Raw genomic sequence first — 26826 nt, forward strand, 5'->3', positions numbered from 1 at the left:
CACAGTGGTTGTGATGGTCGGATCCGTGGCGCTCCAGCTTTGGACCGCTATTGGTCACTCGGTTGTTCGCGGAGTACGAGTGCCGTTGTTCTGTTGCGGATTGTCCAGCGCCAGAACCGAGTCGGCCGACAGGAAACAGCGTGTGCACGGTGCTCATGCAAGTGCGTCGACGTCTATATATCCACCTCGCATAGCAAGCGCAGCGACCATCGCCGGTGTGAAGACGATCCCAGCTTGCCCACTCGCTGAAGCAAGGGACACTGATACCCACAGGTCGCCGTCATTTCGCGTCAGGAATGCCGCATCGATTCCATGCGCATCCACTTTGGAGATGATGGCGTCGAACGCGTCTGAGAACTGCGACTGCCTATCGGTGGCGTCAGCGATTCGGAATGAAGTCGTTGGTGAAATAACCGCAATCACGCCACCGCTTTCAGACTTGCGTACGCTCGCGACGCTCGGAATCAACAACTCGACTTCGTCAGTCGCCTTTGGAAAGGTGCAGCCCGCGCTGAGGATGACACCATCAACCGGGTCACCCAGTTGCTGTCGCGATCGGCGAAACAATGATTCCTCCTAGGATGACTATCCCCGTGACAGCACCAGCGCCAGCGGGTCCGAATTCGGACCAGTCGATGGCGGACCGGTTTTGTCATGTGCCCATGCAGTCGTCGAGGTTTCCAATCGACTCGCCGTCGCCGCCCTTAGATCTCACCATCCTCAGTTGATCCATCAAGTCGTTGAGGACGTCAAGGTCGTCGGCGTAGCGAGCTCGCCCAACGCCATCCATCACAGGATTCCTACACGGGTTCCCGTAATGGGATCATCTTGCTGCCGCGAATGTCGGTTGGAAGGCTGAGGCCCAGTTCGGGGTGGCCTTCATTGCATCTTCCGGCGAGAGGTCGACAAAATCGGGCTGCGGCGACCGAAGTACAGCGCAGTAGCCGAGTCGAATCTCGATCCGCTTCGCCGCAATCTCGATCTTGTTGTCGGCGTCATTGATGTCAAGCAGCTGAAGCGACGAACCGGCTTGTGATTCGGCAAACGAGGTTCGCCCCATGGTCCAAGCGGTGAGTTCGTTGACTTGACGGGGGCCTGCCACATGAATGCCCAGGACGCCATCGCCGATGAGGAGCGCCGAGTTGACTGGTTCGGTCTCGCCCCACGAGGCCACGAGAACACCTATTCGAGACCGAAACGCAACTAGCCGAACATCGAGGAGCGACCACTCGAGAAAGAAGCTTTCGTCAAAGGGGTCGAACTCGTACAAGGGAAGTTCGTTGGCCCTGGACAGAAGTCGGAGTTCATTCTCGAAAGTCGACGAAGTTGGACTGTTCTTGGCCGTCATTGTCGAGTCTTCTCCTATCCCTGGATTGACTATTCGTCCGGTTCGTTTCGAGATCGGCGTGTAGCGCTGCGGGTTCAAGCTTGGGCCGATGTCCGGCCTACGTTCGCTGTGGTCAGGTCCGATCCTCTTTACCGCCCTCGACAGCAGCCGTATCGCCCAGTCACGAAAATACTGCGGATAGCACGCCCACCACCCCCACGTCGTCACAAAAGCTTCTCCCGCGGGATCGTGGACTGGAACGTCGCCGCGACATTGACAAGGCTCCCCATAGGACGAAAGTCAGGCCGATCCACTCGTACAGTTCTCGAGCAGCCGCAGCGGCTACTTCGGAACGTCACCAGCGGGCCTCGACGAGCCCTATTCGTCTTCTAGCTCCCATCGGAGTGAGCCTTCAGCCCCGGGGGGAGCTGTTCTTCCGCGACGCTCTCCGTTCGGGATTCCATTGAAATAGCCACCTTCGTAGACCAGGCGATCCGCGCTGGCAGATGCCACCATGCCGGCATCCCAGAGGCGATCGCAGATCTCTGCGACCACCACCTCCACCTCAGCCCAGGCCGATCGATCCAATGGATTCACATGATGTGAGAGCAGGTCGTCCCAGTCCGCGACGGCGCGGTTCTCATCGAACTCCACGGTTAGTTCATGCTTCGACCCGTGTCGAGGCTCACGCACGACGAGAGCGCCGAGGACCGGGTCGACGTCCAGAACGAAATCCTCGGCCCGAAACGCCTCCCAGATCCTCTCGTGAAGTGCTTTCTTTCGAGCGCGAATCAGCTGACTCTCATTCATCGACTACCTCCTGAGCTTGGGCGAACTCCCCGCTCGACGAGAAAGCGTCGAGTGACGGGAGTGCTCGACCGAAGTGTCGCCAGCGGGCGAGCGAACCATCGCCCGGAGCACGAGCGGAATGCAGGACGACGGCGAACACGGTCCCTCCACACTTACCCCGGCCCGCCCCACCTGCACTGAGCGACAGGTCCGGTCCAACGTGCCGGCATCGACACCAGCGGCACCGCCCGCCCGCTCCCCCAAGAAATTCTGGCGCGCGGAGTCACAGTGACCTCATCAATCAGCCATTATTCGCTGTCCGGCCTCGGTATGTGGACTATCTGCTGGACCAACTCGGCGAGTTCACCGCGGGCGATCGCCTCGCTCATCGTGCGTTCTTCCCAACTCCAATACACGCCGATGATTGGAAGAAAGCGGGACAGGCTGGCGACACCGATGCGCCGAGTGAGGTCATCCGCGATCAGTTTCGCCATGAGCAGAAGATCGAGCTTTCCGAACGCAGCTTGCTCGACCCAAAGATCCGCCAACAACAGGACGTCTGCCGTATCGTCCTCGCTCACCCAATTGCAACGCTCTGCGATTTGCTCCAAAGCATCGACGATGCGCCAAGGTTCATCGTGCGAACTCAGCCCAGCCAAATAGGAGAGCTCAGAGCCGTCAGTGCCATCGGCGAGAACTTGAGCGGCAAGCGCGGGGTAGGTCTCCGGTCGATCACCCACACCGAGGCGCGATTGCAGATAGGCGGCGCGAATGTCTGAGACATCCCACGGTCCCTCCGGGGGACTACTTGAACTAGACGTCATCTGCAGCTCCGGTGACGACATTGCCTAGGACGTTGTGAGCCCTGGTCGTAATCCTGGGATCCATAGTTTTTAACGTTTTTGACCGTTATTACACCGAACGGTGACCATCGCCGTCGGTCGAACCCACGCCACTGGGGTGGGCCCTGTCGGCCGTCTCATAGACCCCTATTCCGGCATTCTCAAGCTCCGAGAGCGCACCTGCCACTACACGCGCCAGCCGTTGATCCGCCGCGTCGATGGATAGCAGGTGCGGTGATGACCACTCGACAAGCGCCCCCATATCGACTAAACGCGATGCCAATTCTTTGCTCGGTCCCAACTCGGCCTCGTGCAGCCAAAACCTGAATGCGACCCGACCCCGACGTTCGACCGCCGCTTCCAGGATGTTCTGATCGTTAGTTCGAACCAGATCGCCGAGCGCAATGTCATACAGCAGGAAGGGAATACAGCACAACTCGACCAGGCCTGGCTCCACACGCCTGCCCCATAGCTGCTCCCTATAGTTGGGGTCCCCGTCCACGTATGCGTGGAAGATGAAGTTGGCCCGCGATCGCCATACCGGCTCCTGATGCGTTGCGATCCTCACGGTCGTAACCCAGTGGGGAGAACCGGGGAGGCTTCACGCGACATGACTTAGCCCCCGTACAGATGGGCTTCAAGCGAACGCGCAGCACCTCTGAGTGTGAGCGTCGAAAGACAACAGGCAATCAAGGCGAGGCCTGTCGGAACCAGGACGTCCCGCGCAAGTTGAAAGTAGAGGGCTGCGCTCGCGGGAATTAGTTGTCGGCCGTTCTCTCCCGTCTGGAAGTACGTGTCCCCGACCTGCTCCAATCCTGTTCCTCGCGGAAGCACGATCGCTCCGGCCACGAACACACCGACACTTACGAGGCACATGATGGGGAGCACGAAGCTCAACGCCGACGTATCACGCTGGAAACCCGCCGCTAAGGTGCGGAAGACGCCACGTGAGCTGACAGTCGACTTCGTTCGATCGTTGAGAGATAGCCAGATGAGCGAGCCTCCCCACGCGGCGATGGAGACGATGAGGCAGGCGATCAGGAATCCCGGTACTTGAATCCGACCAACGGCCGTGAGCACCGAGACGAGCAGCACACCCGCCCAAAGTGCAGCAGGAACCCATGCGAATGTACGCAACCGGTCACCACGCCCAGCTGAACCCAACAGTCCCTCCCAGGAATACTCGAGTACGACCCCACGTCCAGTTAGAAGTTGTCGAATGACGTAAGTGTTCCACCCAAGTGTCGCCAGCGGGCGAGCGAACCGTCGCCCGGAGCAAGAGCGGAATGTAGGACGACGGCGAACACCGACGCCCCGAGTTCGTTGCCCCAGATGTCGCGATCTGTAGTCCCGCCGCGCCAGTACTCTGAAGCACCTTCGAATAGATCAACTGCGGATCCCAATTCCTCAGCATCCTCGTCGACGAGCACGTCATCCGCAAAAGCAATACAGAGAACTCTGCCTTTTCCGGCCGGCAGCCATTCGAAGTCGGTGAGCAGATCGGCAGTCGCAGCAAAGTTCCGGCCGAAATAGGTGGGGAACTGGCAAGCTGCTGCAATCTCTGAATAGAACGTGTCCCACGATCGCATGCGGCGTCCGTCCAGTCTGGGTGCGACGAACCCATCTCTCAGGAGTCGGTAACGCGGAATCTCGATCTGAGCAGAGTAGGAGCTGAAAAAGACGCGTTCGCTCACGCTATCGAATCCTTACAACGGTTGCGTAGTGATCGTCTGCATACCACGCCGACCCGTCGATGCCGGTGACTATTCTCTCCGCGTCTCGCTCGGCGGGCCCAGCTGGGTTCACGTCCCGCTCCTTATACGTAATCGTGGCCCCATTGGGTTGGTACTCCGCAAACTGTCAGGCTCAGTCCCGCTCAGGCTTACGCAGCCCGCGGCGCGCACTCCGTCGGATGGCCGTGATCTGCGAACGCGTCGGCTCCGGCGCGCCGGGCATCCGAATCACCACGCTGGTGCGGCGATCGAGCCGGGGAAGTTCAAGATGGCCCTCGAGTGTGACGTAGCCCGCTTTCATCTCTCTCCGCTCCTGAAGTTTCTGGAGCCCGAGGGCGAGAAGACCGACCCCGCCAACGGACCACGCGGCGACGGCGATCGCCGTGAAGACAGAGAGACTATGTCCGAGCAGGCCGGCTCTCATAGGGAGCGAAAGAAGACCGAAGCCTCAACCGATGAAAATCGGAGGTACGGCGATTCGGTTCAGCTCATACGCTGAAGGCCCTCGCACCGGTTTCGGCGCCAGCGGAGGCATCGCTGTCTCGTCAGTCAATTCTGGCTCTCCCCACACACTGCCCAGAACTTGCACCGACATGCGCGCGGCACCCATTGTGGGCTTCATATGATGTGCAGCCCGACTCGTGAAGGACGAGCTTCATGCGCAATCCGTTGAGAGTGGCGACACAGTCGTCAGATTCGATTCCGAATCCCCTTGCGGAGATCGAACTCACCGGCCACGGTCGACGCAGGCCGTCCTCATCAACCACTTTCAACGCGCGCATGCGAAACCCCGCCGAATACTGAAGCGGCATGAGAAAGAACCCTCTCTACGAGCACCCCGATTCTCACAGAACCAACGGCCAAGAGCCCGGGCCGCGTCCACGCGGCATCAAACCGGGGACGGTTCACTGTGGTTCTGTGTGTCGCCATGAGTGGGGATCGACTTGATTCCGCTGATTATGCGGCTCGTTTCGAGATCTGCCGGTTCTAGCCTGGGCCAATGCCCGGCGGGTTTTCGCTGCGGTCGAGCACCCATTTGAAGGATCCCTCACCTGGGAATGCATGCCGAGCTCGACGCTTAGGATTTGGAATACCTTCGAAGTAAGTGTTCTCGTAGACTAAGCGATTCACAGTGACCGAGGCCGTGCTGGCGCCATCCCACAACCGCTCGATGAGTTCAGCCACGACGAAATCCACCTCCGACCAACCGCTGTGGTCGATGGGGTTCAGACGATTGGCGAGCAACTCATCCCAGTCCGCGACTGCTCTGTCGACATCGAATTCCACAGTCATCTTGTGCGTGGACCCATGAGTTGGCTCGCGAACCAGGAGCAAACCCGCGGGTTGATTACACTCCAGGACGAAATCCTGCGCCTCGAAAGCCGCCCAGATTCGACTCTCAAGGGCGCTCTTGCGGGATGAAGACAACGCACTGTCATTCATCAGTCATCCCTTGAGCCAATCGTCATCGTCCTCGGACCAGAGCGGAACCGTCCTCGGGTACGCCGTAACGATTTTGCCCTCCGAATTCACCACAACGTTAGCCGTATAGCGACCAACAATCTCATTCGTCTTCTCGTTGACCAGGTTGATGTTGTGTTGATACTTGTATCGTTCCTCGCCGTTGACGCTTCACGCGGCGCTGTTCGTGGATCTGGCGGTGCAGGTCTCGCGGTAGAGCTCCGGCTGTGGCAGTCTCGGAACCTGACCACGACGGTCGGTCACAGACAGGGGGGCTCGATGGGCGTCGTATTCCCGGAAGGCGCGGTCTCGGTCACGACCGCGGACGGCGACATCGTCATCCTGCGCATCTGCGACCTGTGCGGTGCGGCCGTCGTCGACGCCGCCGATACCGATCTCGCCTTCCACAAACGCTGGCACCGAGCCACCGGGTCGGGCAACTGGGTCGACCCATCCACGGGGCGCATCCACGGGCCCGGCAACGCGTTCGCTCCGGGCAGTCCAGCGGACTGACGGGCGATCGGTCAGCGAACGGCGGCTAGGCCGACCGCTCGTCCGTGATCCCGGCATCCGCCGGCCGCCGTCCTCACTGCGTTCACCCGCGCCCGACCCGCTGCCGAGCAGCGTCGGCGCGGCTCCTGCGTGGGCAGTGCTCTCGGACGCCTCCGGGCCACTCGGCGTTGCAGCCGAGCGCGGGACCGCGACGCCCGACGTCGCACCCGCACACCCCCGTCTCGTTCGGGGCGATCCGACGCGGACCATCCCCTCGTCCACGAGATGATCACCGGCGATCGATCGAGCCCGGTGGGCCGACCAGGTCGTGATCAATGCGACATCATGGCACGCCGGTCGCGGCGGACAGCCGCAGTCACACGATGGACGAAACGGAGAACCCGCTGCGGGCGGATCGGATGATCCTTGGGGCGGTCATTGCGTTCGCACGCGCCCCAGACAGAGCTCCCCCGGGGATGACCATCGGCGCCGTGCCGACCGGCAGCGTGCACCAGGCCGATCGCGCCCGATCACGTCTCGAGGAAGGCCGCGATCCGGTCGGGCCACGTGTCCGCGTCCGTCGCGTGCTCGGCGACCACCAGCGTCGAGTCGGGCAACAGCTCGTGCAGCCGCTCGGCGGTCGAGAGCGGATGCCCGGGGTCGCCAGTCCAGGGAAGCAGCAGCACCGGCATCCGCAGGGCGGCGATGGCGGACGGCTCCGGCAGGTCCGAGAGAGCTGCGCCGCGCAGTACGGTCGCTGCTGTCTCCGGTCGCAGCTGGGTCCGCAGCGGCGCACCGCGTTCCTCCAGGACCGGCGGCATCGGCATCGGCGACGACGCCATCCCCTCGACCAGGGCGTCCCAGCCCCGCTCCTCGATCATGTCGGCCATCTGCCGGTACGCGGCGGCCTGAGCGGAACGCGTCCCCCACGCGGTCGGTGGCAGCGCGAGCACCAGCCGGCGGAACCGTTCGGGATGCCGCACGGCGGCGGTCAGGATGGTGCCCGTCCCCATGGAGACGCCGACAGCATCCACCGGATCGTCCGCATCGACTGTGTCGAGCAGGGCGAGCAGGTCGTCGGCCAGCGCAGGCCAACGGTAGCGCTCCGGATCGTGCGAACCCGGGGATCCACCGTGGCCGGCCGCATCGTAGCGGACCAGTCGGTGGCCGCGTGAGGCCAGACCGCGGACATCGAGGATGGCCAGGTCGGCGTCCCGGCCGGCGGTGAGCCCGTGGGCCTGCACGACAGTGGGGCCGGCGCCGTCGACCTCGTAGGCGAGGGTGGCACCGGGACGGGTGAGCGTCTGGTCGGTCATGGCGGCCTCTCTGGTGTTCGGTGTGCTGCGCCGGCAGCCGTGAGAGCGGTGCGATCGCCATGCTAACGGATGCCGAAGCGTCCCCGTCGAGCCCCCCTTACCCCCAACCGCTCCCACTTGATCCCCGCATCCGCCAACAACCGCCGCACGCCGTTCGTCCAGTTCTCCGCGAGAGCCGCCTTGGCCGCGGGCACGTCGCGCTCGACGAGGTGCCAGGCGATGATGGCGTGCTCGGCGGCGGAACGCTCCACGAGGACCTCCCCGCCGACGAGGAGGGACTCGTAGCGGACGCCGGGCCGGTTGCCCCTGTACTCGTTCCCGACCCGCTTCGCTAGCGAGCCAGAACTCGGGATAGTCGAGGCGCGTCGCGATGCCGCACCACTGGTTCGCGAGACCGCAGAACCGCTCGATCGCGTAGGCGGTGGCGTCGAACCCGGGCGGGAGGCCGCCACGGCTCCTGCGTCGCTCTCGCGCCGCCGCCCCGTCTCGCTTATCGGGGATGACACCCTTCAATAACATCGATCAGCGAGCATCTCGCCGAAGTCTAAGACCGGGCAGTCATGCCTTGGCCACCTGATCGGCGCGTACGCAACACGAGATGGGGAAAGCGATAATACTGGACTCAACCTGAAAAGTGTGCTCGTGAAGAGGGAAGGTATGCGAGAACTACCGCAGCAAGGATCAGCACGCCTGTCAGAACCACCGGAATGTTCCCCGCCGATGACCCTAGAGCAAGAACGACAAGTCCCACAACAATGAGGACGACCCGCGCTTCAGAAGTTCCGCCTAACATCAAGAGGCCCAGAGCCGCCGGGGCCAGCGACAGGATCACGATTATGAGCGCGAAGATGAGGAAGATCACGAAGATACCGACATCCGCGCCGAGGTTCTCCCCCTTAGTGGTCATTCGCGAGACGGTTGCGTCAGACAGCGGTCTTGCCGAACCAGTAGCCATATCAACGATTCCTGAAACGAGTAGCACTCCACTAGTGACAACAAGGAGCGCAACGGCGATCTTGATCACATCTGGGGCGGATCGCCAAGCTTTGAATGATGATTTGGTTATCCGAAAAGCCATTCTTGCCACCTTCAGAAGAAACGCATCATGGGCGTCGCGGGGGCACGACGGGAATCGAGCTCACGACGGCTAAGCAGGCCGAGCATTACTGTCTCCAGTCCACACCTTCACACCCGCGCCACCACAGCGAACCGCTCCAGCACGGCAACTGCGTGGTCGTCGATGATCGGCCACGGCGCACCGAGGCCGTCGAGGAATTCCGTGCTCGACCAGAAGGCGTCGTGCTGAGCGCGCCATTCTTCGACAGTGCGACATCCTTCGCCCTCGGCGACGGCGTGGGCGAGAGGTACGGAGCCGAGCGGGAGGATGTCCACTCGTGTGATCTCGATCGTCGCGACCACGACGCCCTCCGAGTCGATGATCGCCTGACGGTCCCCGACCTCCGGAAGCGGCTCGCTCTCACGTTCGTACTCGATGAGCAGCGAGGTGGTCGCCGTCTTCTCGCCGGCGAGGATGGCGGCAACCAGGCGGTCCCTCGTGGGGCCGGGGAAGCCGAACTCAGCGATCGGGTACTCGGACAGCCCCTACCCCAACCGCTCCCACTTGATCCCCGCATCCGCCAGCAGCCGCCGCACCCCGTTCGTCCAGTTCTCCGCGAGAGCCGCTTTGGCCGCGGGCACGTCGCGCTCGACGAGGTGCCGGGCGATGATGGCGTGCTCGGCAGCGGAGCGCTCCACGAGGACCTCGCCACCGACGAGGAGGGACTCGTAGCGGTGGATGGCACTGCGCACCTGGGTGATCTGCTCCAGGAGCGTGCGGTTCGGGCACGCGCTGAGCATGAGGTTGTGCCACTCGTCGTCCTTGCGGTTGACGACCGCGTGCTGGGCGACGTCGTCGGAGAAGTCCGCGGCGAGGGAGGCGAGACGGGTTCCGAGGGCGGCGAGGTCGTCGAGGGGCGACAGATCGAGGGCGAGGCATTCGAGGGTGACGATGATGGGGCAGAGCTCTTCGAACTCGCGGGCGCTGAGGGGCACGAAGCGGAAGCCCTTGCCGTTCTCGCTCTCGATCTGGCCTTCGCTCTCGAGGGCGATCAGGGCCTCCCGCAGCGGGGTGCGGCTGACGCCGAGCTCGGCGGCGAGCTGCACCTCGTTGATGCTCTCGCCGGGGCGGACGTCCCCCGCGCGCATCCGGGCGATGAGCTCCTCCCGCACCTGGGAACGCAGATTCTTGCGTTCGATCGCCATGTGACCCCTCCCGGCCGGACTCTGGTCGCCAGCTTAGGGGTTGACCCGTCGCGACGATCGCTTTAGCGTTACTGTATACAGAATACAGTCGACACTGAATCGACACAAGAGACCGCCCCCGACCGACGTCCAAGGAGACCGATGACGATCCCCGCACCCCGGAGCATCCGGCTCGACGCGCTCGCCTACGGAGGCGACTACAACCCGGACCAGTGGCCGGAAGAGGTCTGGGCCGAGGATGCGCGGCTGATGGTGGAGGCGGGGGTCAACCTGGTGACGCTGCCGGTGTTCTCGTGGCCGCTGCTGGAACCGGAGCCGGGAGTGTGGGACTTCGCGGGACTGGACCGCGTGATCGACCTGCTCTGGACGCACGGCATCCGCATCGACCTGGCGACCGCGACGGCGACGCCGCCTGCGTGGCTGGTGCGCGAGCATCCCGAGGTGCTGCCGTGGAACGCGGACGGCGTGCGGCTCGAGTTCGGCTCACGGCAGACGTACTGCCCGAGTTCGCCGGTGTTCCGGGAGGCCGCCCTGCGACTGACGCGAGCCCTCGCGGAGCGCTACGGCGAGCATCCCGCACTCGCGCTCTGGCATGTCTCGAACGAGTACGGCGACCACGTCTCGCGGTGCTGGTGCCCGGAGTCGGCCCGCCACTTCCGCCGCTGGCTGGAGGCGCGCTACGGCGACATCGCGGGCCTCAACGCGGCGTGGGGAACGAGCTGCTGGGGCCAGAACTACCTGAGCTTCGACCAGATCGAGCCCCCGCGCACAGCGACCGGCCCGATCAACCCGGCCGAGATCGTCGACTTCGAGCGGTTCTCGTCGGACGCACTGCTGGAGCTGTTCCAGGCGGAGGTCGACGTGCTGCGGGAGGTCACGCCCGAGATCGCCGTCACCACGAACTTCATGAGCCTGTTCCGCGAGCTGGACTACTGGCGGTTCGCCGACGCGGAGGACCTCGTCACCGACGACGCGTATCCCGACCCCGCCGATCCCCTCGCCCACGTCGGCGCCGCCCTCAACTACGGCCTGATGCGCAGCCTCAAGGACGGCCGCCCCTGGCTGCTCCTGGAGCAGGCGCCGAGCGCGGTCAGCTGGCGCGACGTGAACGTGCCGAAAGCGCCCGGGCAGATGCGGCTCGGCAGCCTGCAGGCCGTCGCCCACGGCTCGGACGGGGTCATGTTCTTCCAGTGGCGGCAGGCGACGTTCGGGCCGGAGAAGTTCCACTCCGCGATGCTCGGCCACCGCGGCGAGCGCAGCCGCAGCTTCCAGGAGACGAAGGAGCTCGGCGCGGAGCTGAAGCGGCTGGAGCCGGTGCGCGGCGCGCGCGTCCGCTCCGAGGTCGCGCTCGTCGCCGACTGGGACGCATGGTGGGGACTGACGCAGAGCGAGTCGATGCCGTCGCAGCGCCTCGACTGGCTGACGGAGGCGCGGGCCTGGCACGCGGCAGCGTTCGCCCTGGGACAGCCGGTGGACGTCGCCCGCGCGACCGGACCGTTCGGCGAACACCGCGTGCTGCTCGTCCCGAACCTCTACGCGGCCACGGAGGAGCAGGCGGCGGCGCTGGAGGCGTTCGTCGCGGCGGGCGGCCAGCTGGTCGTCGGCCCGTTCTCGGGCGTCGTCGACCACCGCGAACAGGTCCACCCGGGAGGGGCGCCCGGCCCGCTGCGTGCCCTGCTCGGCCTCGAGGTCGACGAGTGGTGGCCGCTGCCGGACGGCGGGCACCGCACCGTCGAGCTCGGCGGCGTCGTGCACTCCACCCGGGTCTGGGGCGAATGGATCGAGACCGCGGACGGCACGGAGGTGCTCGGCCGCTTCGCCGACGGCGAGCTCGCCGGGCTGGCCGCGGTCACCCGCCGCGGCCACGGCGCCGGTGCCGCCTGGTACCTCGCAGCCGGACTGGACGACGAGGGGATGCGCGCCGTGCTCTCCTCCGTCTTCGCCGCGGCCGGGCTGGCGGCCCGCGAACCGGACAGCGCCCTCGAGATCGTGACCCGCACCGACGGGGAGACCGACTACACCTTCGTGCTCAACCACGGCCGGGAGGCGCGCAACGCGCCGCGCATCCCGGGCGGCACCGACCTGCTCACCGGCGCGGACGCCGGGGCGGGCCTGCCGCTGGACGCGTTCGGCGTCGCCGTGGTGGCGCATCCCGCGAACCGCCCTGCGACCAACTGAGAGGCAAGCATGACCCACCCCTTCGTCCACCCCTACGTGCCGAACACGGCGCCCGCGTCGCGGCAGGCGATGCTCGACGCCGTCGGTGCGGCGAGCGTCGAGGAGTTCTACGCGGACGTCCCGGCCGACCTGCGGCTGGGCCGCGACCTCGACCTCCCGGAGCCGCTGGTCGCCGAGCAGGACCTGGTGCGCCACGTCGGCGGCCTGCTGCGCCGCAACCGCGCGGTCGAGCCGGGCCGCCTCTTCCTGGGCGCCGGCACGTACAACCACGCGGTGCCGGCCGTCGTCGACGAGGTCATCAACCGCAGCGAGTTCCTCACCGCCTACGCCGGAGAGCCCTACGAGGACCACGGGCGCTTCCAGGCGCTGTTCCAGTATCAGTCGCTGATGGCGGAGTTGCTGAACCTCGACGTGGTGAACGTGCCCACCTATGACGGTTACCAGTCGGCGGCGACGGCGCTCGCCATGGCGACGCGCATCACCGGGCGCCGCGGCATCCTGCTGGTCAGCGACGCGCACCCCGACAAGCTGAGCAAGGTGCGCGACTATGTGCAGCCGATCGCCGACCTGACGATCGTCCCGACCGTGGACGGCGTCGCCGATGTCGCCACGGCACGCGCGCTGATCGGCGACGACACCGCCGCGGTGTGGGTCGAGACCCCGAGCTTCCACGGCGCCCTGGAGACGGCGGTCGCGGAGCTCGCGGAGGCCGCCCACGCCGCCGGTGCCCAGCTGGTGGCAGGGACGGACCCGGTCGGGCTGGGTGTGCTCGCCTCCCCCGCGGATGCCGGCGCCGACATCGTGCACGGCGACATCCAGTCCCTCGGCCTCCACCCCTGGTACGGCGGGGCGCACGCCGGGTTCATCGCCGTGCGCGACGACACCCGGTTCGTGATGGAGATGCCGTCGCGCCTCTTCGGCCTGGCGACGACGGACGTCCCGGGCGAGTACGGCTTCGGCGACGTCGCCTACGACCGCACCTCGTTCGCACTGCGCGAGGAAGGGAAGGAGTGGGTCGGCACGGCCGCCGCGCTCTGGGGCATCGCCGCCGGCGTGCACCTGGCGCTGATGGGCCCGCAGGGCATGGCCGAGGTGGGCGAGACGCTCCTCGCCCGCACGGCGTACGCCCGGCAGGCGCTCACGACGCTCCCGGGCGTCCGCGACGGGGACGGCGCCGCCCACCTGCGCGAGTTCGTGCTCGACCTGAGCGACGCCGCACGGACAGCCCCGGAGGTCGTCGCCGCGCTGCGCGTCGAGGGGTTCGAGCCCGGGCTGGCGCTCGACGACGCCCGCCTGCTGGTGTGCGTCACGGAGCAGAACACACGCTCGGACATCGACGACCTCGCGGCCGCGTTCGGCGCGGCGCTGACGGCAGCATCCACAGCATCCACCACCACCACCACCGAGGAGCACGCCGCATGAGCCTCCCCATCGCCCCCAAGCCCGCCCTGCGCCGGTTCCACCAGGCGCGCTGGGACGAGCCGATCGTCTTCGAGCTGCACACCCCCGGCGAGCGCGGCGTCATGCCCTCGCAGGTCGAGCCCGAGGTGCGGGAGGCCGTCGGCGACGTCGTCTCCGCCCTCCCGGCCTCCCTGCGCCGCAGCGCGCCCCCGGCCCTCCCCGAGATCGGCCAGATGCGCGTGCTCAAGCACTATCTGCGCCTCAGCCAGGAGAACCTCGGCGCCGACCTCAACGTCGACGTTGGCCAGGGCACTTGCACCATGAAGTACGCACCCAAGGTCAACGAGACGATCATCCGCACCCCCGACCTGACCGACCTGCACCCGCTGCAGGACCCGGCGTCGGCCCAGGGGGTGCTGGAGATCGTCTGGCGCACCGAGCGGATGCTCGCCGAGATCTCGGGGATGAGCCGCGTCTCGCTGCAGACCAGCGGCGGCTCGGAGGCGATCTGGGCCAACATCTCCATGATCCGCGCCTACCACGCGTCGCGCGGCGAGGCCGAGCAGCGGGACGAGGTCATCACGACGATCTTCTCGCACCCCTCGAACGCCGCGGCGGCGAAGATGGCCGGCTACAAGGTCATCACGATCTTCCCTGACGCCGACGGCTACCCCGACGTGGAGGCGCTGCGCGCGGCGATCTCGCCCCGCACGGCCGCGATCATGGTCACCAACCCCGAGGACACGGGCATCTACAACCCGCGCATCCGCGAGTGGGTCGAGCTGGCGCACTCGGTCGGGGCCCTCGCCTCCTACGACCAGGCGAACGCGAACGGCATCCTCGGGATCACGCGGGCGCGCGACGCCGGCTTCGACGTGTGCCACTTCAACCTCCACAAGACCTTCGGAACTCCGCACGGCTGCGGCGGCCCGGGATCCGGCGCTAACGCGGTGTCGGAGGCGCTCGTGCCGTTCCTGCCCGGACCGGTGGTCGAGAAGGTGGGCGACCGCTACGTGCTCGACGGCGACCGGCCGCAGTCGATCGGGTCCGTCGCGCCGTTCTACGGCGTCATCCCGAACATCGTGCGCACCTACGCCTGGATCCGCGCGCTCGGCGCCCCCGGGCTGCGCGCGGTGGCCGAGACCGCCGTGCTCAACAACAACTACCTGATGAAGCGCATCCTGGAGATCCCGGGAGCGAGCGCCCCCTACGCGACCGGCCGCCGCCGCATCGAGCAGGTGCGTTACTCGTGGCAGGAGCTGTTCGAGGAGACGGGCATCAGCTCGGAGGAGATCGGCATCCGCGCCGCGGACTTCGGGATGCACTACTGGACCAGCCACCACCCCTATGTGGTGCCTCAGCCCTTCACGCTCGAACCGACCGAGTCGTACTCGATGGCCGAGCTCGACGAGTACGCGGCCGTGCTGGCCGAGGTGGCGCGGGAGGCCCGCGAGACCCCGGAGGTCGTGCGCACCGCCCCGCACAACCAGACCGTGCACCACACCCACCACGACGACCTCGACGACCCGGAGCGGTGGGCGGTCACCTGGCGCGCGTACCAGCGCAAGTACTTCGGCGGGGAGGCCGCGGTCGCTCCCGCGGGCGCGGCCACTGACGAGGACGCCGCCGCGTGACCATCGGGCTCGTCGTGAACCCGATCGCGGGGATCGGCGGGCCCGCGGGTCTGGCCGGGAGCGACGGCGCGGCGGTGCAGCGGGAGGCGCTGCGCCGCGGCGGCCGTCCGCGCGCGTCCGAGCGGGCGCGGGAGGCGCTGGCCGTGCTCGCGGCGGCGCATCCCGGCACCGAGGTGCTCACGGCCGCAGGCCCGATGGGCGAGGATGCCGTGCGCGCCGCCGGCCTGACCCCCCGAGTCGTGTACTCGCGACCTGCCCCGGCGTCGAGGGGCGCGTCGTTGCGGTCATTCGGCGCGGATGACCGCAACGAGTCGCCCCTCGACGGCGGGACATCCGGGGAGGACACGGCGCGCGCGGCGATGGCCCTCGGCGCGGCAGGCGCGGATCTCGTGCTCTTCGCGGGAGGCGATGGCACGGCCCGGGATGTGGCACGCGGCCTCCCCGCGGGCGTGCCCCTGCTCGGCGTCCCCGCCGGGGTCAAGATGTACTCGGGCTGCTTCGCGGTCGGGCCCGCCGCGGCCGGGGCGCTGGCCGCCGCCTGGACCGACCATCCCCTCCCCACCGCTGAGGCCGAGGTGCTCGACCTCGACGAGGAGACCCTGCGCGCCGGGCGGCCCGACCCGCGGCTCTTCGCCCTCGTTCCGGTTCCCGCCGCGCCCGGTCGCACCCAGGCGCGCAAAGCCTCCACCCCCGCGAGCGAGCGGGAGGCGGTGCACCGCGCCGCCGTCGGAGCCGTCGAACAGCTGCGGCCGGGCACGCGCTATCTGCTCGGCCCGGGAGGCACCACAGCCGAGGTGGGCCGCGTGCTCGGCCTCGACACCACACCCCTCGGCGTCGACGTCATCGAGGACGGCCGCATGCTCGCCCGCGACGTGACCGCTGACCAGGCCCTCGCCGCGATCGCCGGGCACGCCGCCCGGGCCGTCGTGACCGTGATCGGCGGCCAGGGCTTCGTGCTCGGCCGTGGCAACCAGCAGCTCTCCCCGCGCGTGGTCGCGGCGCTCGGGCCGCATCCCCTGCTCGTGGTCGCCACGGAGCAGAAACTCATCGACCTCGCCGGCCGGCCCCTGCTGGTCGACACCGGCGACCCCGCGCTCGACGCGCGGCTGGCCGGCCACCTGACGGTGGTCACCGGGCCCGCCGCGGCGAGCATCTACCCTGTCAGTGCCGCCACCGCGGCCCCCATCGAAGGAGATCCCGAATGCGTCTAGCCGGCAAGTCCGCCATCGTCACCGGAGGAGCGGGCGGCATCGGCCGCGCCACCTCCCTCGCCTTCGCCGCGGAGGGCGCCCGCGTCGCCGTCGTCGACCTGCAGCAGGAGGCGGCCGAGGCGGTCGCCGCCGAGATCCGTACGGCCGGAGGCGACGCGGTCGCGATCGCGGCCGACGTCTCCGCCGAGGCCGACGTCGAGCGCGCGGTCGCCGCCGCGGTCGAGGCCTTCGGCGGACTCGACATCGCGTTCAACAACGCCGGCATCATCCGCCGCACCACCGCGGTCGACACGACCGTCGAGGAGTGGGACCGCGTCTTCGGGGTCAACGTGCGCGGCATCTTCCTCATGTGCAAGCACGTCGTGCCCGTCATGGCGGCGGCCGGGAAGGGCTCCATCATCAACACCGGCAGCGGCTGGGGCCTCAAGGGCGGCGGCCAGGCGATCTCCTACTGCGCCTCGAAGGGCGCGGTCGTCAACATGACCCGCGCCCTCGCGATCGACCACGGCCCGCAGGGCATCCGCGTCAACTCGGTCAACCCGGGCGACGTGAACACCGGGATGCTGCGCGACGAGGCCCGCCAGCTCGGGCAGGAGACCGGATCGTTCCTCGCCGAGGCCGCCGACCGCCCGCTGCGCCGCATGGGCGAGCCGACCGAGATCGCGGCGGCCGTGGTGTGGCTCGCGAGCGACGAGTCGTCGTACGTGACGGGGTCGGCGATGGTCGTCGACGGGGGCGGGATCGCGTAGCGATCGGCCGGTGTCCACCGGAGGAGTTTCGGGGTGTGATGACCCGGAACTCCTCCGTTTCCGTCTGCCCGCGGCGTGTCGGCCGCGGCATCCTCCGTCCGCCGCCGGCTCAGAGCCCCAGGGACTTCTTGATGAGCGCCTCGGGATCGGCCGTGCCCGCGGCCTGCTCGGTGGCTTCCTGGTTGGCCTCGGTCACGGCCTTGACCACCTCGTCGCGCTGGATGCGGATGCCGCGCGGGGCGTCGATCCCGATGCGGACGCCGTCGCCGCGCGCGTCGAGAATCGTCACGACGATGTCGTCGCCGATGAGCACCCGCTCGCCCGGCTTGCGCGTCAGTACCAGCATTGTTTCAGCCTAGCCGGGTGCGCCTTCGAGGGGTGAGTGGTTGCGGGTACTCCCCCCGAATACCCGCAACGACTCACCCTTCGCGGGTTTCTAGCCAGACGAGGGGGCGGGCGAGGGAGGCGAGGCCGTGCGAACCCGCGGTGCGGCGGGCGCCGGTGGCGGCGATGGCGTCGACGGCGAGCACGGCGTCGACCTGGGCGACCCAGCGAAGCGTGTCCTCGGGGCGGCGGGAGACATCGACGGCGACCCAGACCTGGTCGGGGGCGAGGGCGGCGAGGCGCGCCGCGAGGGCGGGCACGGCGTCGACGGCGTCCAGCTCGACAGGGGCCACGACCGCGCAGCCCCGGCGCACGCCGTCGGCGCGGGCGGCGAGCGCATCCCGGCGGTCGGCGACCGGACGCACGTCGCCGGAGACGCCGTCGGCGAGGATGCGCGCGGCCTCCCGGGCGTCGGGGCCGAAGCCGATCACCAGCGTGAGGTCGCCCTTGCCCTGCAACCGGGCGGGCGGCGGCCCCACGAGGACGGCGTCGTCGGCCTCCGCCGGCGACGGGGGCCCGGCGGGCGTCACGTCGTCGAGGCCGATGGAGGCGGACGGCGCTGCCGGAGGCGCCACCGGCTCCATCGACGGCATCGGCAGGTCCACGGTGCGGACGAGGTCGTCGAGGATCGCCTGGAAGGCGTGCGACGACGTCGAGACGGCGGGCGTGATGTCGTCCGTCTCGGGTCCCAGCCATTCAGGCCGCGATCGACTCGGCACCTCTCACCACCCCGACGGTCTCGATGTTCGCCTGCACGGCCGTGACCTCCTGGTACGACAGCACGGCGAGCCCGCTCACCTGACCGGCGACGAGCCGGCGGATGGCCGGGCGCAGCGCGGGAGCGCAGACGAGCACCGCGGAGACGCCGAGGTCGTCGAGCTGGCCGGCGGTCTGCTTGATGGAGCCCATCACGGCCTCGAGGCGGGCCGGGTCGAGCACGATCTGCATGCCCGCCTCCGACGGCCGCAACCCCTCCAGCATCGACTGCTCGACGACCGGGTCGATCATGATGACCCGCAGCAGGTCACCGTCCAGATGGGGGGCCACCACCGCGGGGCCGAGCGCCGAGCGCGCCGCCTCGACGAGCCCCTCGGGATCGTTCGAGACCTTGGCCCGGAGCGCGAGCGCCTCCAGGATGCGCGGGAGGTCGTTGATCGGCACCTGCTCGGCGAGCAGCCCCTGCAGCACGCGCTGCACCTCGGCGAGCGACAGCAGACCGGGCACCAGCTCCTCCACGGCGGAAGGGTTGACCTGCTTGACGCCCTCGGTGAGCTGGCGCACGTCCTCCCGGGTGAGCAGTCGGCCTGCGTTGGCGGTGATGATGGACGACAGGTGGGTGATCAGCACGCTGACACGATCGATGACCGTGGCGCCGCCGAGCTCGGCGCTGTGCCGCATCTCGCTCGGGATCCACTTGGCGGGGAGGCCGAACACCGGCTCGATGGTCGGGGTACCCGGGAGCGCGTCGAGGGCCTCGCCGAGCGCGAGCACCCGGCCCGAGGGCGCCTGGCCCCGCCCGGCCTCCACCCCCGCGATCTTGATGACGTAGGTCGACGGCGGCAACTCCGCCGAGTCGCGCGTGCGCACGGGCGGAACGATCACGCCCAGTTCCAGCGCGATCTTGCGGCGCAACGCCCGCACCCGGGCCAGGAGGTCGTCGGAGGCGCCGCTCACGATGTCGACGAGGTCCGGCGCGAGGGTGATCTCGAGCGCGTGCACGCGCATCTGGTCCATGAGGTCCTCGGTCGTCTCGCCGGTTCCGGCCGTTGCAACGGCCTTCTTGGCCGCTTCGGCCTTCTTCTGCTCCGCCTGCCGGGTCTTGAGCCGCTGCGCCGCCAGGATGAGGAACGCTCCGACGAGCACGAACGGGATGGGCGGCATGCCCGGGATGAGCGCCATCACGATCGCCGCGCATCCCGCGATGGTCAAGGCGTTGCGCGACTGGCTGAGCTGGCTGCTCGCGGTCGTTCCGATGTCGCTCTCCGCGTTGGAGCGGGTGACGATCATGCCGGTCGAGACGGCCATGAGCAGCGCGGGGATCTGCGTCACGAGTCCGTCGCCGATGGTCAGCAGCGTGTAGGTGTTGACGGCGTCGCCGATCTCCATCCCGCGCTGGATCATGCCGATCGCGATGCCGCCGACCACGTTGATGATGATGATCAGGATGCCCGCGATCGCGTCGCCCTTGACGAACTTGCTGGCGCCGTCCATCGCGCCGTAGAAGTCGGCCTCGGCCGAGACCTCCGCGCGGCGCTGCCTGGCCTGCTCCTCGGTGATGAGGCCGGCGTTGAGGTCGGCGTCGATCGCCATCTGCTTGCCCGGCATCGCGTCGAGGGTGAAGCGCGCGCCCACCTCGGCCACGCGCTCAGCACCCTTCGTCACCACGATGAACTGGATGACGACCAGGATGAGGAACACGACCGCGCCGATGATGATGGAGCCGCCGACGGCCACGTGCCCGAACGCCTGGATGACCTGCCCGGCGAAGCCGTCCCCCAGCACCAGGCGGGTCGACGCGACGTTGAGGCCGAGCCGGAACAGGGTCGCGACGAGCAGCAGCGACGGGAACACGGAGAAGTCGAGCGGCTTCTTGGCGAACATCGTGGTCAGCAGGATGACCAGCGCGAGCATGATGTTCACGATGATCAGGGTGTCCAGCAGCCAAGCGGGCACGGGGACCACCAGCAGCATGATGATGCCGACGACGCCGATCGGCACGGCGACCTTGGCGCCCAGTCCGTTGCGTGACTTCATGTGAGCCCTCCTATCGGTGCGGGGGTCATCGTGTGGATTCCGGTGGCCGCTCCGCGCGCCTTCAGCGACATGACGAAGGCGAGCACGCGCGCCACCGAGTTGTAGAGCTCGACCGGGATCTCGTCGCCGAGCTTGCAGCCGGCGTGCAGCGCCCGCGCGAGCGGGATGTCCTTGACGATCGGCACGCGCTCCTCCTCCGCCTTCTCGCGGATGCGCTGGGCGATGACGCCGGCGCCCTTGGCGACGACCCGCGGAGCGGACTTGCCCGGCTCGTATGTGATCGCGATCGCGATGTGCGTCGGGTTCACGAGGACGACGTCGGATCCGGCGATCGCGGAGATCATGCGATTGCGGCTCATCGCGAGCTGGCGGGCACGGCGCTGCGACCGGATCAGCGGGTCGCCGTCCGAGTTCTTGTTCTCGTCGCGCACCTCGCGTTTGGTCATGCGCGTCTGCTTGCGGTTGCGCCGCATCACGACGAGCACGTCGAGCGCCGCGAGCACGAGTCCGGCGCCGATCGCCGCCTGCAGCAGCCCGCCCGCCCCGGCCTGCGCAGCCTCCAGCAGCGACGAGAGCGGCAGACTCCCGGCCATGAGCAGCACGGGCATGAGTCCCTGCACCACGAGGTAGAGGCCGATGGCTACGACCGCCGATTTGAGGAGCGTCTTGGCGCCCTCCCACAGGGCGCGCATCCCGAACACCCGGCCCACGCCCTTGACGATGTCGAACTGCTCGTACTTGCCCTCGAGCTTCTTGAGGTGGATGCCGCCCTGCGCCGCCGCCGCACCGACGATCGCCACGGCGCCCACGACGAGCAGCGCGCCGATGGTCGGCAGGATGCTGCCGAGCCCGGCGCCGAGGGCGGCGACCGCCTTGGCCGGGTCGGGCGCCTCGATCACCGAGCGCACGCTGTACATCTGGTCGATCGCCGCGGTGGTGCCGAGCTGGATGGTGAACGGCAGCATCACCGCGGCCGCGCCGACGCCGACCCACGCGGTGAGGTCGTTCGACTTGCCGAGGCGGCCCTTCTCGCGGGCCTCCTTCATCCGCTTCTCGGTGGCCTGCTCGGTGCGTTCCTGGGCGTCGCTCACCGGCCCACCCCCAGCATGGTCTTGACCGCGGTGTCGGTGAGGCTCGAGACGACGCCCGGCAGGGCCACCACGACGATGCCCGCGAGGACCACCGTCAGCATGATCTTGAGCGGGAAGCCGAGCGCGAACGCGTTGAGGGCGGGCGCGACGCGGGTCAGGAGTCCGAGGCCCACATCGGCGAGGAACAGCACGACGATCAGCGGCCCGGCGATCTGCAGCGCGGCGATGAACATCTGCGTGAGGCCCGTCACCATCTCCTTCGCCGGATCCGCGAGGTCGAAGCCGCCGGCGAGCGGGATGGTGTCGAACGTGCGCACCAGGCCGCCGATGATCAGCTGGTAGCCGCCGGAGGCGAACAGCAACGCCAGCGCGGTCAGCTGGAAGAGCCGCGTGAACTGCGCGCCGTTGATCATCGACTGCGGGTCGAACGCCTGCGCGAGCTGGAACCCGCCGAACAGGTCGATGAAGGAGCCGGCGGACTGGATCGCAGCGAACACCAGGAACACCAGGAACCCGAGCGTCGCTCCGACAGCGAGCTCTCGCACCATGTCGAGGAGGAAGGCACCGATTTCACCCGACTGATACCCGGCGCCCACGCGCGGGGCCACGGCGATCGCGAGACCGATCGCCAGCATCCCCTTCACCTGCGCCGGGAAGCCGTTGTACGAGAACGGCGGCGCGATGATCAGGAACGCGACCAGCCGCAGCGAGGCGAGCGCCACCGCCTCGATCATCGCCAGGTCGATCGGGATGAACATCAGCCACCGCCGAGCAGGGACGGGATCTTCTCGAACAGCACGTGGGTGAAGCTGATCAGCTCGGCGATCATCCACTGGCCGCACACGATCAGGGCGATGGCGACCGCCGCCGCCTTCGGCACGAACGAGAGCGTCACCTCCTGGATCTGCGTGATCGACTGGATCAGCGAGATGGCGAACCCGACGACGAGCGCCGTCACCACGATGGGCGCGGCCAGCTTCGCCGTGACCAGGAGAGCCTGCATGGCGATGTCGAGCACGGCGTTGGCGTTCATCAGCCGCCCCGGTAGCTCGTGATCAGGCTCGTGACGATGAGCCCCCAGCCGTCGACGAGCACGAACAGCAGAATCTTGAACGGCAACGAGATCATCACCGGCGGGAGCATCATCATGCCCATCGACATCAGCGCCGCCGAGACCACCATGTCGATCACGAGGAACGGCACGAAGATCACGAAGCCGATGATGAACGCGGCCCGCAGCTCCGAGATCATGAACGCCGGGATGAGGGTGAGCATCGGCACGGACGACGCGTTCTCGGGGTTCGGGCGCCCCGCCGCGCGCGTCATGAGCGCGATGTCCTCCTCCCGCGTGTGCGCCGCCATGAAACCGCGCAAGGGGCCCTCGGCCGCGTGCACCGCCGCCGTGAAGTCGATGTGGCCGGCGAGGTAGGGCTGCACCGCCAGGTTGTTGATGTCGATCAGCACCGGACTCATGATGAACAGGCTCAGGAACAGCGACAGCCCGGCGAGCACCTGATTCGGCGGGATGGAGGGGAGCGCCAGCGCGTTGCGGGTGATCGCGAGCACCACGAAGATCTTCGTGAACGACGACATCATGAGCAGCAGCGCGGGCGCGACGGACAGGACGGTGATGCCGAGCAGTGTCAGGACGGCCGCGCTCGGTGTGCCGTTCGGGCCGTTGATGTCGACGGTGATGCCTCCGGTGCCGCCGGGGCCGGCCGGGCCGCTCGGGGTCGGGACGGGCGTCGGCTCGGCGTGCGCGGTCGCGGCGGTCAGCAGGACGAACGCGGCAGCGATCAGCCCGACGAGGAGCGCGGCGACGAGGATGCGCGGGAGGTGCGGGACGCGCGACGCGGTGCGGACCTCCTCACCGGGCACGGGACGCGGGCGCAGGGCGCGCGCGTCGGCGGCGGCCGTCACTTCTTGGGCCGCACCGCCGAACTCGCCTGCCGCCACGTGGCCGGGGACAGGATCGAGCCTTTGAGTGCCTCGTCGAAGAGCGAGGCGCGTCCCTGCGCCGTGAGGAAGTCGGCATCCTGCCTGGTGTCCGTGCTGGTGGAACTGGTGGAGCTGGTGGAGCTCGTGGTGCTCTCGGCGGCATCCTGCCGCACCGGGAGCTCCTTCGCGAACGTCTTGCGCACGGGCTTCAGCGGGGTGACGTCCGCGTCCTGCGGACGGTCCCCCGTGTGGAGCACGCTGATCTGCCGCTCGGTGACCCCGAGCACGAACCGGTGGCCGTCCACATCCACCACCACGACCGACGCCTTCGGCCCGACACCCTGACGGCCGACGACGTTCACCGCATTGGTGCGCCGGGAGGCGCCGCGGCCCGTGGTGACGCGTCGCTGCACGTACCAGAGCACCAGCACGATGACGGCGAGCACGACGAGCACGCGCAGGGCGATGAAGACGGTCTCCACGGCCTACCCCCGTGCGTCGATCGACGATGAGGGGCGGCGGAGGGTCACGCAGCGCACTATCGGCCGCCCTCCTCCACCCGTTAGGCACCTCCCCTCGCCGATCTCCCCGCCCTCGCGCCGCCGCTGACCCGCGCCGGCATCGAGGCGGCGAATTGTCAGCCGTCTCGGCGGCGCGGAAGGAGGGGTGCGCGGGATGTTCGCTAGTCGAGCTCTTCGGCGGCGTCGAGGATCTTGGTGATGCGGACGGCGTAGTCCTGGTCGACGACGACGATCTCGCCGTGGGCGATCAGGCGGCCGTTCAGGAGCACGTCGGCAGGCGACCCGGCTGAGCGGTCCAGCTCGATGACGGCCCCCGGCTCCATCGCGAGCACGTCGCGTACGGCCATGCGGGTGCGGCCGATCTCCACGGTCAGCGCCATCTCCACGTTGCTGATGCGGGCGAGATTGCCTGCGATGGCCGCCGACCCGAGCGGGCGCTCGGCGAGCGCGGCACGTCCCCGGATCGCGAACCATCCCGCGACTCCGGATGCCCCGTGCAGGGCGAAGACGGTGGTCGCGGCGTCGGCGAAGAGCTCCCCGGCCTCCTCGACGCGGGCGTCGTCGAGCACGCCGGCGCCGAGCGTGTCGCTCGCCGCCTCCAGAGCCGGCTGGAGCACGTCCTGCAGCGCCACGACAGGCGAGCCGTCGGCCCCCTCGTCGACGAGGGCCGGGGCCTCCAGCAGTACGACTGCGAGGTCGGCCGAGAACGCGCCCACGAAACTGGCGACGACGGCCGAGCCGGTCTGGCCGGCGAAGGCGCCATCGGTCTCGAGCAGTGGGCTGAGCGGCGCGCCGGTCGGGAGCACGCCCGCGAGCGCCTGCGCGGCGGTCTGCGCCTGTGCGAGGGAGAGCGCGGCGCCGGTTGCGGTGGCCATGTTCATCGGTTCAGTCCTCTGTCTTCACGATCACGCACGCCAGACGGGAGCCGCTGGAGCCCAGCGCTGCTCCGGCGACGGGGTGGCCCCCGACGGCGAGATCGAACGGTCGGTGGTGCGGATGCGGGAGGGGCAGCAGGTCGCCGACCGCGAGCCCGAGCACGACGCTCGGCTTGACGCTGGCGGGGGCGAGACGCAGGGAGACGTCGACGGGGACGCGCGCGAGCTGCGCATCCACCAGCTCCCGGGCGTTCTCGGCGCTGTGCGTCGGGTTGGTCTCGCCCAGCTGCGGGAGGAGCACGACGGCGGGCAGCGCGACGGTCGCCTCGGCGAGGCTCTCGCCCACCTGCAGCTCGAACGCCGCCACGATCATCAGCTCGGCGGTGGCCGCGGCCTGCGCGAACTGCGAGTTGTACTGGATGGCGTCCACGGCGATCGGGGTGACCAGCAGGGATCCGAGGGAGTAGCGGAGGTCTTCGAGCGCGTCGTCCATCAGCCGGCGCACCAGCGCGTGCTCGACCTGCGTGAAGGTCCGCTCGTTCGCGACCGGCACGCCCGTCCCGCCGAGCATCGCGTTCACCCACGACAGCGCGGCGACGGTCGGGAACTGGATCACGCCCTTCGGCGCCACTCCGTCGAGTTCGCACAGCACCATCGCGGTCGTCGCGGGCAGCGACGCAGCGTACTCGTCGTACGACTGCATCTGCACCGAGATGCACGTCACCTGGCTGAGCACGCGCACCTTCGCGGTCAGCTGCGTCGCCCACTGCCGCGCGAACGTCTCGAACGCCAGCTCGAGCACGCGCGAGTGCTCCCGCGCCAGCGTGGTCGGCCGCCGGAAGTCGTACACCGGCGCCTCGGGCGCGAGGGAGGCGGGCAGGGTGGTCACGAGAGGGTCTATCGGCAGGCGCGGGGCGGGCGTTAGGGCGTGTTGCTAAACGCATTTGGGTGCGTTGGGGTGAGTCTTGGACCCGTGTCGCGTGATGTGATCTCGGATGAGGCGTGGGCGGTGATCGGTCCGTTGTTCCCATCGGTGAAGTCGACGGGTCGGCCGCCGGTGGATCGGCGTACGGTGGTCGAGGCGACGGCGTGGCGGTTCCGGACCGGGGCGCCGTGGAGGGATGTGCCGGAGCGGTTCGGGAACTGGAACACGATCTACAAGAACTTCAACCGGTGGTCCGGGCAGGGTGTGTGGGCGCGGGTGTTGGAGAAGACGCAGTCGCTCGCGCAGCGGTCCGGAGATTTGGACTGGGTCGCGTCGATCGATTCCACGATCGTGCGCGTGCACCAGCACGGAGCGACCCTGCCACGCGCCACGGGGGGCTACATCGAACTACAAGAAGTTTGGTGACGAGCCGCCCGATCACGCGATCGGTCGCTCCCGCGGCGGTCTGACGACCAAGAGCCACCTCGTCTGCGACGGGAAGGGCCGCGCGCTGGCGTTCGTTCTCACGTCAGGGCAGACGGCGGATACGAGCATGCTGACCGCGACGCTCAGCGAGATCCGCGTCCCCGGTGCCCGCGGCAGACCACGCTCACTCCCGGACCGAGTGCTCGCGGACAAGGGCTACCCTTCGAAGGCGAACCGGGCTTGGTTGCGGGAACGAGGGATCTCGGTGACGATCCCGGAGCGCGACGATCAGATCGCCTACCGACGCAAGCGGCGCGGGCGGCCGATCGACTTCGGTGAGCAGCAGCGGGCCCGCTACCGCGGCCGAAATGTCGTCGAGCGGTGCTTCAACAAGCTCAAACAATGGCGTGGGATCGCGATGCGCTCAGACAAGACCGCCCGCAACTACTATGCCGGGCTCTGCCTCGCCGCCACCCTCCACTGGGTGGGGACGCTCACGACCTGACGAGCGCGAGGT

General features: G+C 68.2%; 29 protein-coding genes and 1 pseudogene. 8 read left to right on the plus strand and 22 right to left on the minus strand.

Annotated elements, in window-relative coordinates; translation table 11 throughout:
- Nucleotides 1-153: 153 nt before the first annotated feature.
- The 3 genes from IT072_RS19920 to IT072_RS19930 all read right to left on the minus strand — a co-directional run bounded on the left by IT072_RS19920 (nucleotide 154) and on the right by IT072_RS19930 (nucleotide 2137).
- Nucleotides 154-567 carry a hypothetical protein gene (locus IT072_RS19920; protein WP_223358574.1) on the minus strand — a complete coding sequence of 138 codons (414 nt, stop codon included), beginning with the start codon at nucleotides 565-567 and terminating at the stop codon, nucleotides 154-156.
- A gap of 256 nt (nucleotides 568-823) precedes the next feature.
- Nucleotides 824-1348: a hypothetical protein gene (locus tag IT072_RS19925; protein WP_223358575.1), complete on the minus strand. Its 525-nt coding sequence runs from the start codon at nucleotides 1346-1348 to the stop codon at nucleotides 824-826.
- A 357-nt stretch (nucleotides 1349-1705) separates the two neighbouring features.
- A complete protein-coding gene (locus tag IT072_RS19930) occupies nucleotides 1706-2137 on the minus strand; it encodes a hypothetical protein (RefSeq protein WP_223358576.1) in 432 nt (143 codons plus the stop codon).
- A gap of 311 nt (nucleotides 2138-2448) precedes the next feature.
- On the opposite strand from IT072_RS19930, the gene IT072_RS19935 reads away from it, so the two are divergent.
- Nucleotides 2449-2895, plus strand: coding sequence for a hypothetical protein (locus tag IT072_RS19935; RefSeq protein ID WP_223358577.1), 447 nt, complete (start codon nucleotides 2449-2451; stop codon nucleotides 2893-2895).
- A 133-nt stretch (nucleotides 2896-3028) separates the two neighbouring features.
- Here the strand turns inward: IT072_RS19935 and IT072_RS19940 are convergent, their stop codons facing one another.
- From IT072_RS19940 to IT072_RS19955, 4 genes are all read right to left on the minus strand, one after another.
- Nucleotides 3029-3526, minus strand: coding sequence for a DUF4265 domain-containing protein (locus IT072_RS19940; protein ID WP_327058923.1), 498 nt, complete (start codon nucleotides 3524-3526; stop codon nucleotides 3029-3031).
- A gap of 637 nt (nucleotides 3527-4163) precedes the next feature.
- Entirely contained in the window at nucleotides 4164-4652 is a 489-nt protein-coding gene (locus IT072_RS19945) for a barstar family protein (protein WP_223358578.1), read from the minus strand.
- 1 nt (nucleotide 4653) lies between these two features.
- Nucleotides 4654-4785, minus strand: a complete 132-nt coding sequence (locus tag IT072_RS21450; protein WP_223361025.1) for a ribonuclease domain-containing protein — start codon at nucleotides 4783-4785, stop codon at nucleotides 4654-4656.
- Nucleotides 4786-5678: 893 nt separating this feature from the next.
- The gene (locus IT072_RS19955; RefSeq protein ID WP_223358579.1) at nucleotides 5679-6134 is read right to left on the minus strand and encodes a hypothetical protein; all 456 of its coding nucleotides are present in this window, start codon (nucleotides 6132-6134) and stop codon (nucleotides 5679-5681) included.
- A 297-nt stretch (nucleotides 6135-6431) separates the two neighbouring features.
- Between IT072_RS19955 and IT072_RS19960 the strand changes: the two genes are divergently transcribed.
- Nucleotides 6432-6665, plus strand: coding sequence for a histidine ammonia-lyase (locus IT072_RS19960; protein WP_223358580.1), 234 nt, complete (start codon nucleotides 6432-6434; stop codon nucleotides 6663-6665).
- A gap of 509 nt (nucleotides 6666-7174) precedes the next feature.
- Here the strand turns inward: IT072_RS19960 and IT072_RS19965 are convergent.
- The 5 genes from IT072_RS19965 to IT072_RS19985 all read right to left on the minus strand — a co-directional run bounded on the left by IT072_RS19965 (nucleotide 7175) and on the right by IT072_RS19985 (nucleotide 10222).
- The gene (locus tag IT072_RS19965) at nucleotides 7175-7960 is read right to left on the minus strand and encodes an alpha/beta fold hydrolase (RefSeq protein WP_223358581.1); all 786 of its coding nucleotides are present in this window, start codon (nucleotides 7958-7960) and stop codon (nucleotides 7175-7177) included.
- Nucleotides 7961-8022: 62 nt separating this feature from the next.
- The gene (locus tag IT072_RS19970) at nucleotides 8023-8211 is read right to left on the minus strand and encodes a hypothetical protein (protein ID WP_223358582.1); all 189 of its coding nucleotides are present in this window, start codon (nucleotides 8209-8211) and stop codon (nucleotides 8023-8025) included.
- 371 nt (nucleotides 8212-8582) lie between these two features.
- Nucleotides 8583-8867 carry a hypothetical protein gene (locus IT072_RS19975; protein WP_223358583.1) on the minus strand — a complete coding sequence of 95 codons (285 nt, stop codon included), beginning with the start codon at nucleotides 8865-8867 and terminating at the stop codon, nucleotides 8583-8585.
- A gap of 278 nt (nucleotides 8868-9145) precedes the next feature.
- Nucleotides 9146-9559: an ASCH domain-containing protein gene (locus IT072_RS19980; protein ID WP_327058957.1), complete on the minus strand. Its 414-nt coding sequence runs from the start codon at nucleotides 9557-9559 to the stop codon at nucleotides 9146-9148.
- Between the two features lie 3 nt (nucleotides 9560-9562).
- A complete protein-coding gene (locus IT072_RS19985) occupies nucleotides 9563-10222 on the minus strand; it encodes a GntR family transcriptional regulator (RefSeq protein ID WP_223358584.1) in 660 nt (219 codons plus the stop codon).
- Between the two features lie 141 nt (nucleotides 10223-10363).
- Between IT072_RS19985 and IT072_RS19990 the strand changes: the two genes are divergently transcribed.
- From IT072_RS19990 to IT072_RS20010, 5 genes are read left to right on the plus strand one after another with little or no spacing between them, the layout of a single operon-like run.
- The gene (locus IT072_RS19990; RefSeq protein WP_223358585.1) at nucleotides 10364-12400 is read left to right on the plus strand and encodes a beta-galactosidase; all 2037 of its coding nucleotides are present in this window, start codon (nucleotides 10364-10366) and stop codon (nucleotides 12398-12400) included.
- A 9-nt stretch (nucleotides 12401-12409) separates the two neighbouring features.
- The gene (gcvPA, locus tag IT072_RS19995) at nucleotides 12410-13822 is read left to right on the plus strand and encodes an aminomethyl-transferring glycine dehydrogenase subunit GcvPA (RefSeq protein ID WP_223358586.1); all 1413 of its coding nucleotides are present in this window, start codon (nucleotides 12410-12412) and stop codon (nucleotides 13820-13822) included.
- Nucleotides 13819-15435, plus strand: a complete 1617-nt coding sequence (gene gcvPB / locus IT072_RS20000; RefSeq protein ID WP_223358587.1) for an aminomethyl-transferring glycine dehydrogenase subunit GcvPB — start codon at nucleotides 13819-13821, stop codon at nucleotides 15433-15435. Before gcvPA ends, gcvPB begins: the two co-directional genes overlap by 4 nt.
- Nucleotides 15432-16646: an ATP-NAD kinase family protein gene (locus tag IT072_RS20005; protein WP_223358588.1), complete on the plus strand. Its 1215-nt coding sequence runs from the start codon at nucleotides 15432-15434 to the stop codon at nucleotides 16644-16646. Before gcvPB ends, IT072_RS20005 begins: the two co-directional genes overlap by 4 nt.
- Nucleotides 16637-17395, plus strand: a complete 759-nt coding sequence (locus IT072_RS20010; RefSeq protein ID WP_223358589.1) for an SDR family NAD(P)-dependent oxidoreductase — start codon at nucleotides 16637-16639, stop codon at nucleotides 17393-17395. Before IT072_RS20005 ends, IT072_RS20010 begins: the two co-directional genes overlap by 10 nt.
- A 109-nt stretch (nucleotides 17396-17504) precedes the next feature.
- Here the strand turns inward: IT072_RS20010 and csrA are convergent, their stop codons facing one another.
- The 10 genes from csrA to IT072_RS20060 all read right to left on the minus strand — a co-directional run bounded on the left by csrA (nucleotide 17505) and on the right by IT072_RS20060 (nucleotide 25847).
- Nucleotides 17505-17741, minus strand: a complete 237-nt coding sequence (csrA, locus tag IT072_RS20015) for a carbon storage regulator CsrA (RefSeq protein WP_223358590.1) — start codon at nucleotides 17739-17741, stop codon at nucleotides 17505-17507.
- Between the two features lie 73 nt (nucleotides 17742-17814).
- Nucleotides 17815-18498: a hypothetical protein gene (locus tag IT072_RS20020; RefSeq protein WP_223358591.1), complete on the minus strand. Its 684-nt coding sequence runs from the start codon at nucleotides 18496-18498 to the stop codon at nucleotides 17815-17817.
- On the minus strand, nucleotides 18476-20533 hold the full coding sequence (locus IT072_RS20025) for a flagellar biosynthesis protein FlhA (RefSeq protein WP_223358592.1): 2058 nt from the start codon (nucleotides 20531-20533) through the stop codon (nucleotides 18476-18478). Before IT072_RS20025 ends, IT072_RS20020 begins: the two co-directional genes overlap by 23 nt.
- Entirely contained in the window at nucleotides 20530-21624 is a 1095-nt protein-coding gene (locus tag IT072_RS20030; protein ID WP_223358593.1) for an EscU/YscU/HrcU family type III secretion system export apparatus switch protein, read from the minus strand. Before IT072_RS20030 ends, IT072_RS20025 begins: the two co-directional genes overlap by 4 nt.
- Entirely contained in the window at nucleotides 21621-22382 is a 762-nt protein-coding gene (locus IT072_RS20035) for a flagellar biosynthetic protein FliR (protein ID WP_223358594.1), read from the minus strand. The genes IT072_RS20030 and IT072_RS20035 overlap by 4 nt, the downstream gene beginning before the upstream one ends.
- Nucleotides 22382-22657 (minus strand): flagellar biosynthetic protein FliQ, encoded by a 276-nt coding sequence (locus IT072_RS20040; protein WP_223358595.1) that lies wholly within the window; start codon nucleotides 22655-22657, stop codon nucleotides 22382-22384. Before IT072_RS20040 ends, IT072_RS20035 begins: the two co-directional genes overlap by 1 nt.
- Nucleotides 22657-23451 (minus strand): flagellar type III secretion system pore protein FliP, encoded by a 795-nt coding sequence (gene fliP, locus IT072_RS20045; protein ID WP_442786815.1) that lies wholly within the window; start codon nucleotides 23449-23451, stop codon nucleotides 22657-22659. Before fliP ends, IT072_RS20040 begins: the two co-directional genes overlap by 1 nt.
- Nucleotides 23452-23540: 89 nt before the next feature.
- The gene (gene fliO / locus IT072_RS20050; RefSeq protein WP_223358596.1) at nucleotides 23541-24044 is read right to left on the minus strand and encodes a flagellar biosynthetic protein FliO; all 504 of its coding nucleotides are present in this window, start codon (nucleotides 24042-24044) and stop codon (nucleotides 23541-23543) included.
- A 200-nt stretch (nucleotides 24045-24244) separates the two neighbouring features.
- Entirely contained in the window at nucleotides 24245-24964 is a 720-nt protein-coding gene (fliN, locus tag IT072_RS20055; protein WP_223358597.1) for a flagellar motor switch protein FliN, read from the minus strand.
- A gap of 4 nt (nucleotides 24965-24968) precedes the next feature.
- Nucleotides 24969-25847 carry a flagellar motor switch protein FliM gene (locus tag IT072_RS20060; RefSeq protein WP_223358598.1) on the minus strand — a complete coding sequence of 293 codons (879 nt, stop codon included), beginning with the start codon at nucleotides 25845-25847 and terminating at the stop codon, nucleotides 24969-24971.
- A 42-nt stretch (nucleotides 25848-25889) separates the two neighbouring features.
- On the opposite strand from IT072_RS20060, the pseudogene IT072_RS20065 reads away from it, so the two are divergent.
- Nucleotides 25890-26814, plus strand: a pseudogene (locus IT072_RS20065) (IS5 family transposase).
- Nucleotides 26815-26826: the final 12 nt, after the last annotated feature.

The sequence above is a fragment of the Leifsonia sp. ZF2019 genome (assembly GCF_019924635.1).
Classification (GTDB): domain Bacteria; phylum Actinomycetota; class Actinomycetes; order Actinomycetales; family Microbacteriaceae; genus Leifsonia.

What these genes read in the sequence shown, in the direction of transcription:
- IT072_RS19925 (WP_223358575.1), bottom strand. Translation starts at nt 1,348, where the DNA reads ATGACGGCCAAGAACAGTCCAACTTCGTCGACTTTCGAGAATGAACTC.
- IT072_RS19930 (WP_223358576.1), bottom strand. Translation starts at nt 2,137, where the DNA reads ATGAATGAGAGTCAGCTGATTCGCGCTCGAAAGAAAGCACTTCACGAG.
- IT072_RS19955 (WP_223358579.1), bottom strand. Translation starts at nt 6,134, where the DNA reads ATGAATGACAGTGCGTTGTCTTCATCCCGCAAGAGCGCCCTTGAGAGT.
- IT072_RS19960 (WP_223358580.1), top strand. Translation starts at nt 6,432, where the DNA reads ATGGGCGTCGTATTCCCGGAAGGCGCGGTCTCGGTCACGACCGCGGAC.
- IT072_RS19965 (WP_223358581.1), bottom strand. Translation starts at nt 7,960, where the DNA reads ATGACCGACCAGACGCTCACCCGTCCCGGTGCCACCCTCGCCTACGAG.
- IT072_RS19975 (WP_223358583.1), bottom strand. Translation starts at nt 8,867, where the DNA reads ATGACCACTAAGGGGGAGAACCTCGGCGCGGATGTCGGTATCTTCGTG.
- IT072_RS19985 (WP_223358584.1), bottom strand. Translation starts at nt 10,222, where the DNA reads ATGGCGATCGAACGCAAGAATCTGCGTTCCCAGGTGCGGGAGGAGCTC.
- IT072_RS19990 (WP_223358585.1), top strand. Translation starts at nt 10,364, where the DNA reads ATGACGATCCCCGCACCCCGGAGCATCCGGCTCGACGCGCTCGCCTAC.
- gcvPA (WP_223358586.1), top strand. Translation starts at nt 12,410, where the DNA reads ATGACCCACCCCTTCGTCCACCCCTACGTGCCGAACACGGCGCCCGCG.
- gcvPB (WP_223358587.1), top strand. Translation starts at nt 13,819, where the DNA reads ATGAGCCTCCCCATCGCCCCCAAGCCCGCCCTGCGCCGGTTCCACCAG.
- IT072_RS20010 (WP_223358589.1), top strand. Translation starts at nt 16,637, where the DNA reads ATGCGTCTAGCCGGCAAGTCCGCCATCGTCACCGGAGGAGCGGGCGGC.
- csrA (WP_223358590.1), bottom strand. Translation starts at nt 17,741, where the DNA reads ATGCTGGTACTGACGCGCAAGCCGGGCGAGCGGGTGCTCATCGGCGAC.
- IT072_RS20025 (WP_223358592.1), bottom strand. Translation starts at nt 20,533, where the DNA reads ATGAAGTCACGCAACGGACTGGGCGCCAAGGTCGCCGTGCCGATCGGC.
- IT072_RS20035 (WP_223358594.1), bottom strand. Translation starts at nt 22,382, where the DNA reads ATGTTCATCCCGATCGACCTGGCGATGATCGAGGCGGTGGCGCTCGCC.
- IT072_RS20040 (WP_223358595.1), bottom strand. Translation starts at nt 22,657, where the DNA reads ATGAACGCCAACGCCGTGCTCGACATCGCCATGCAGGCTCTCCTGGTC.
- fliN (WP_223358597.1), bottom strand. Translation starts at nt 24,964, where the DNA reads ATGAACATGGCCACCGCAACCGGCGCCGCGCTCTCCCTCGCACAGGCG.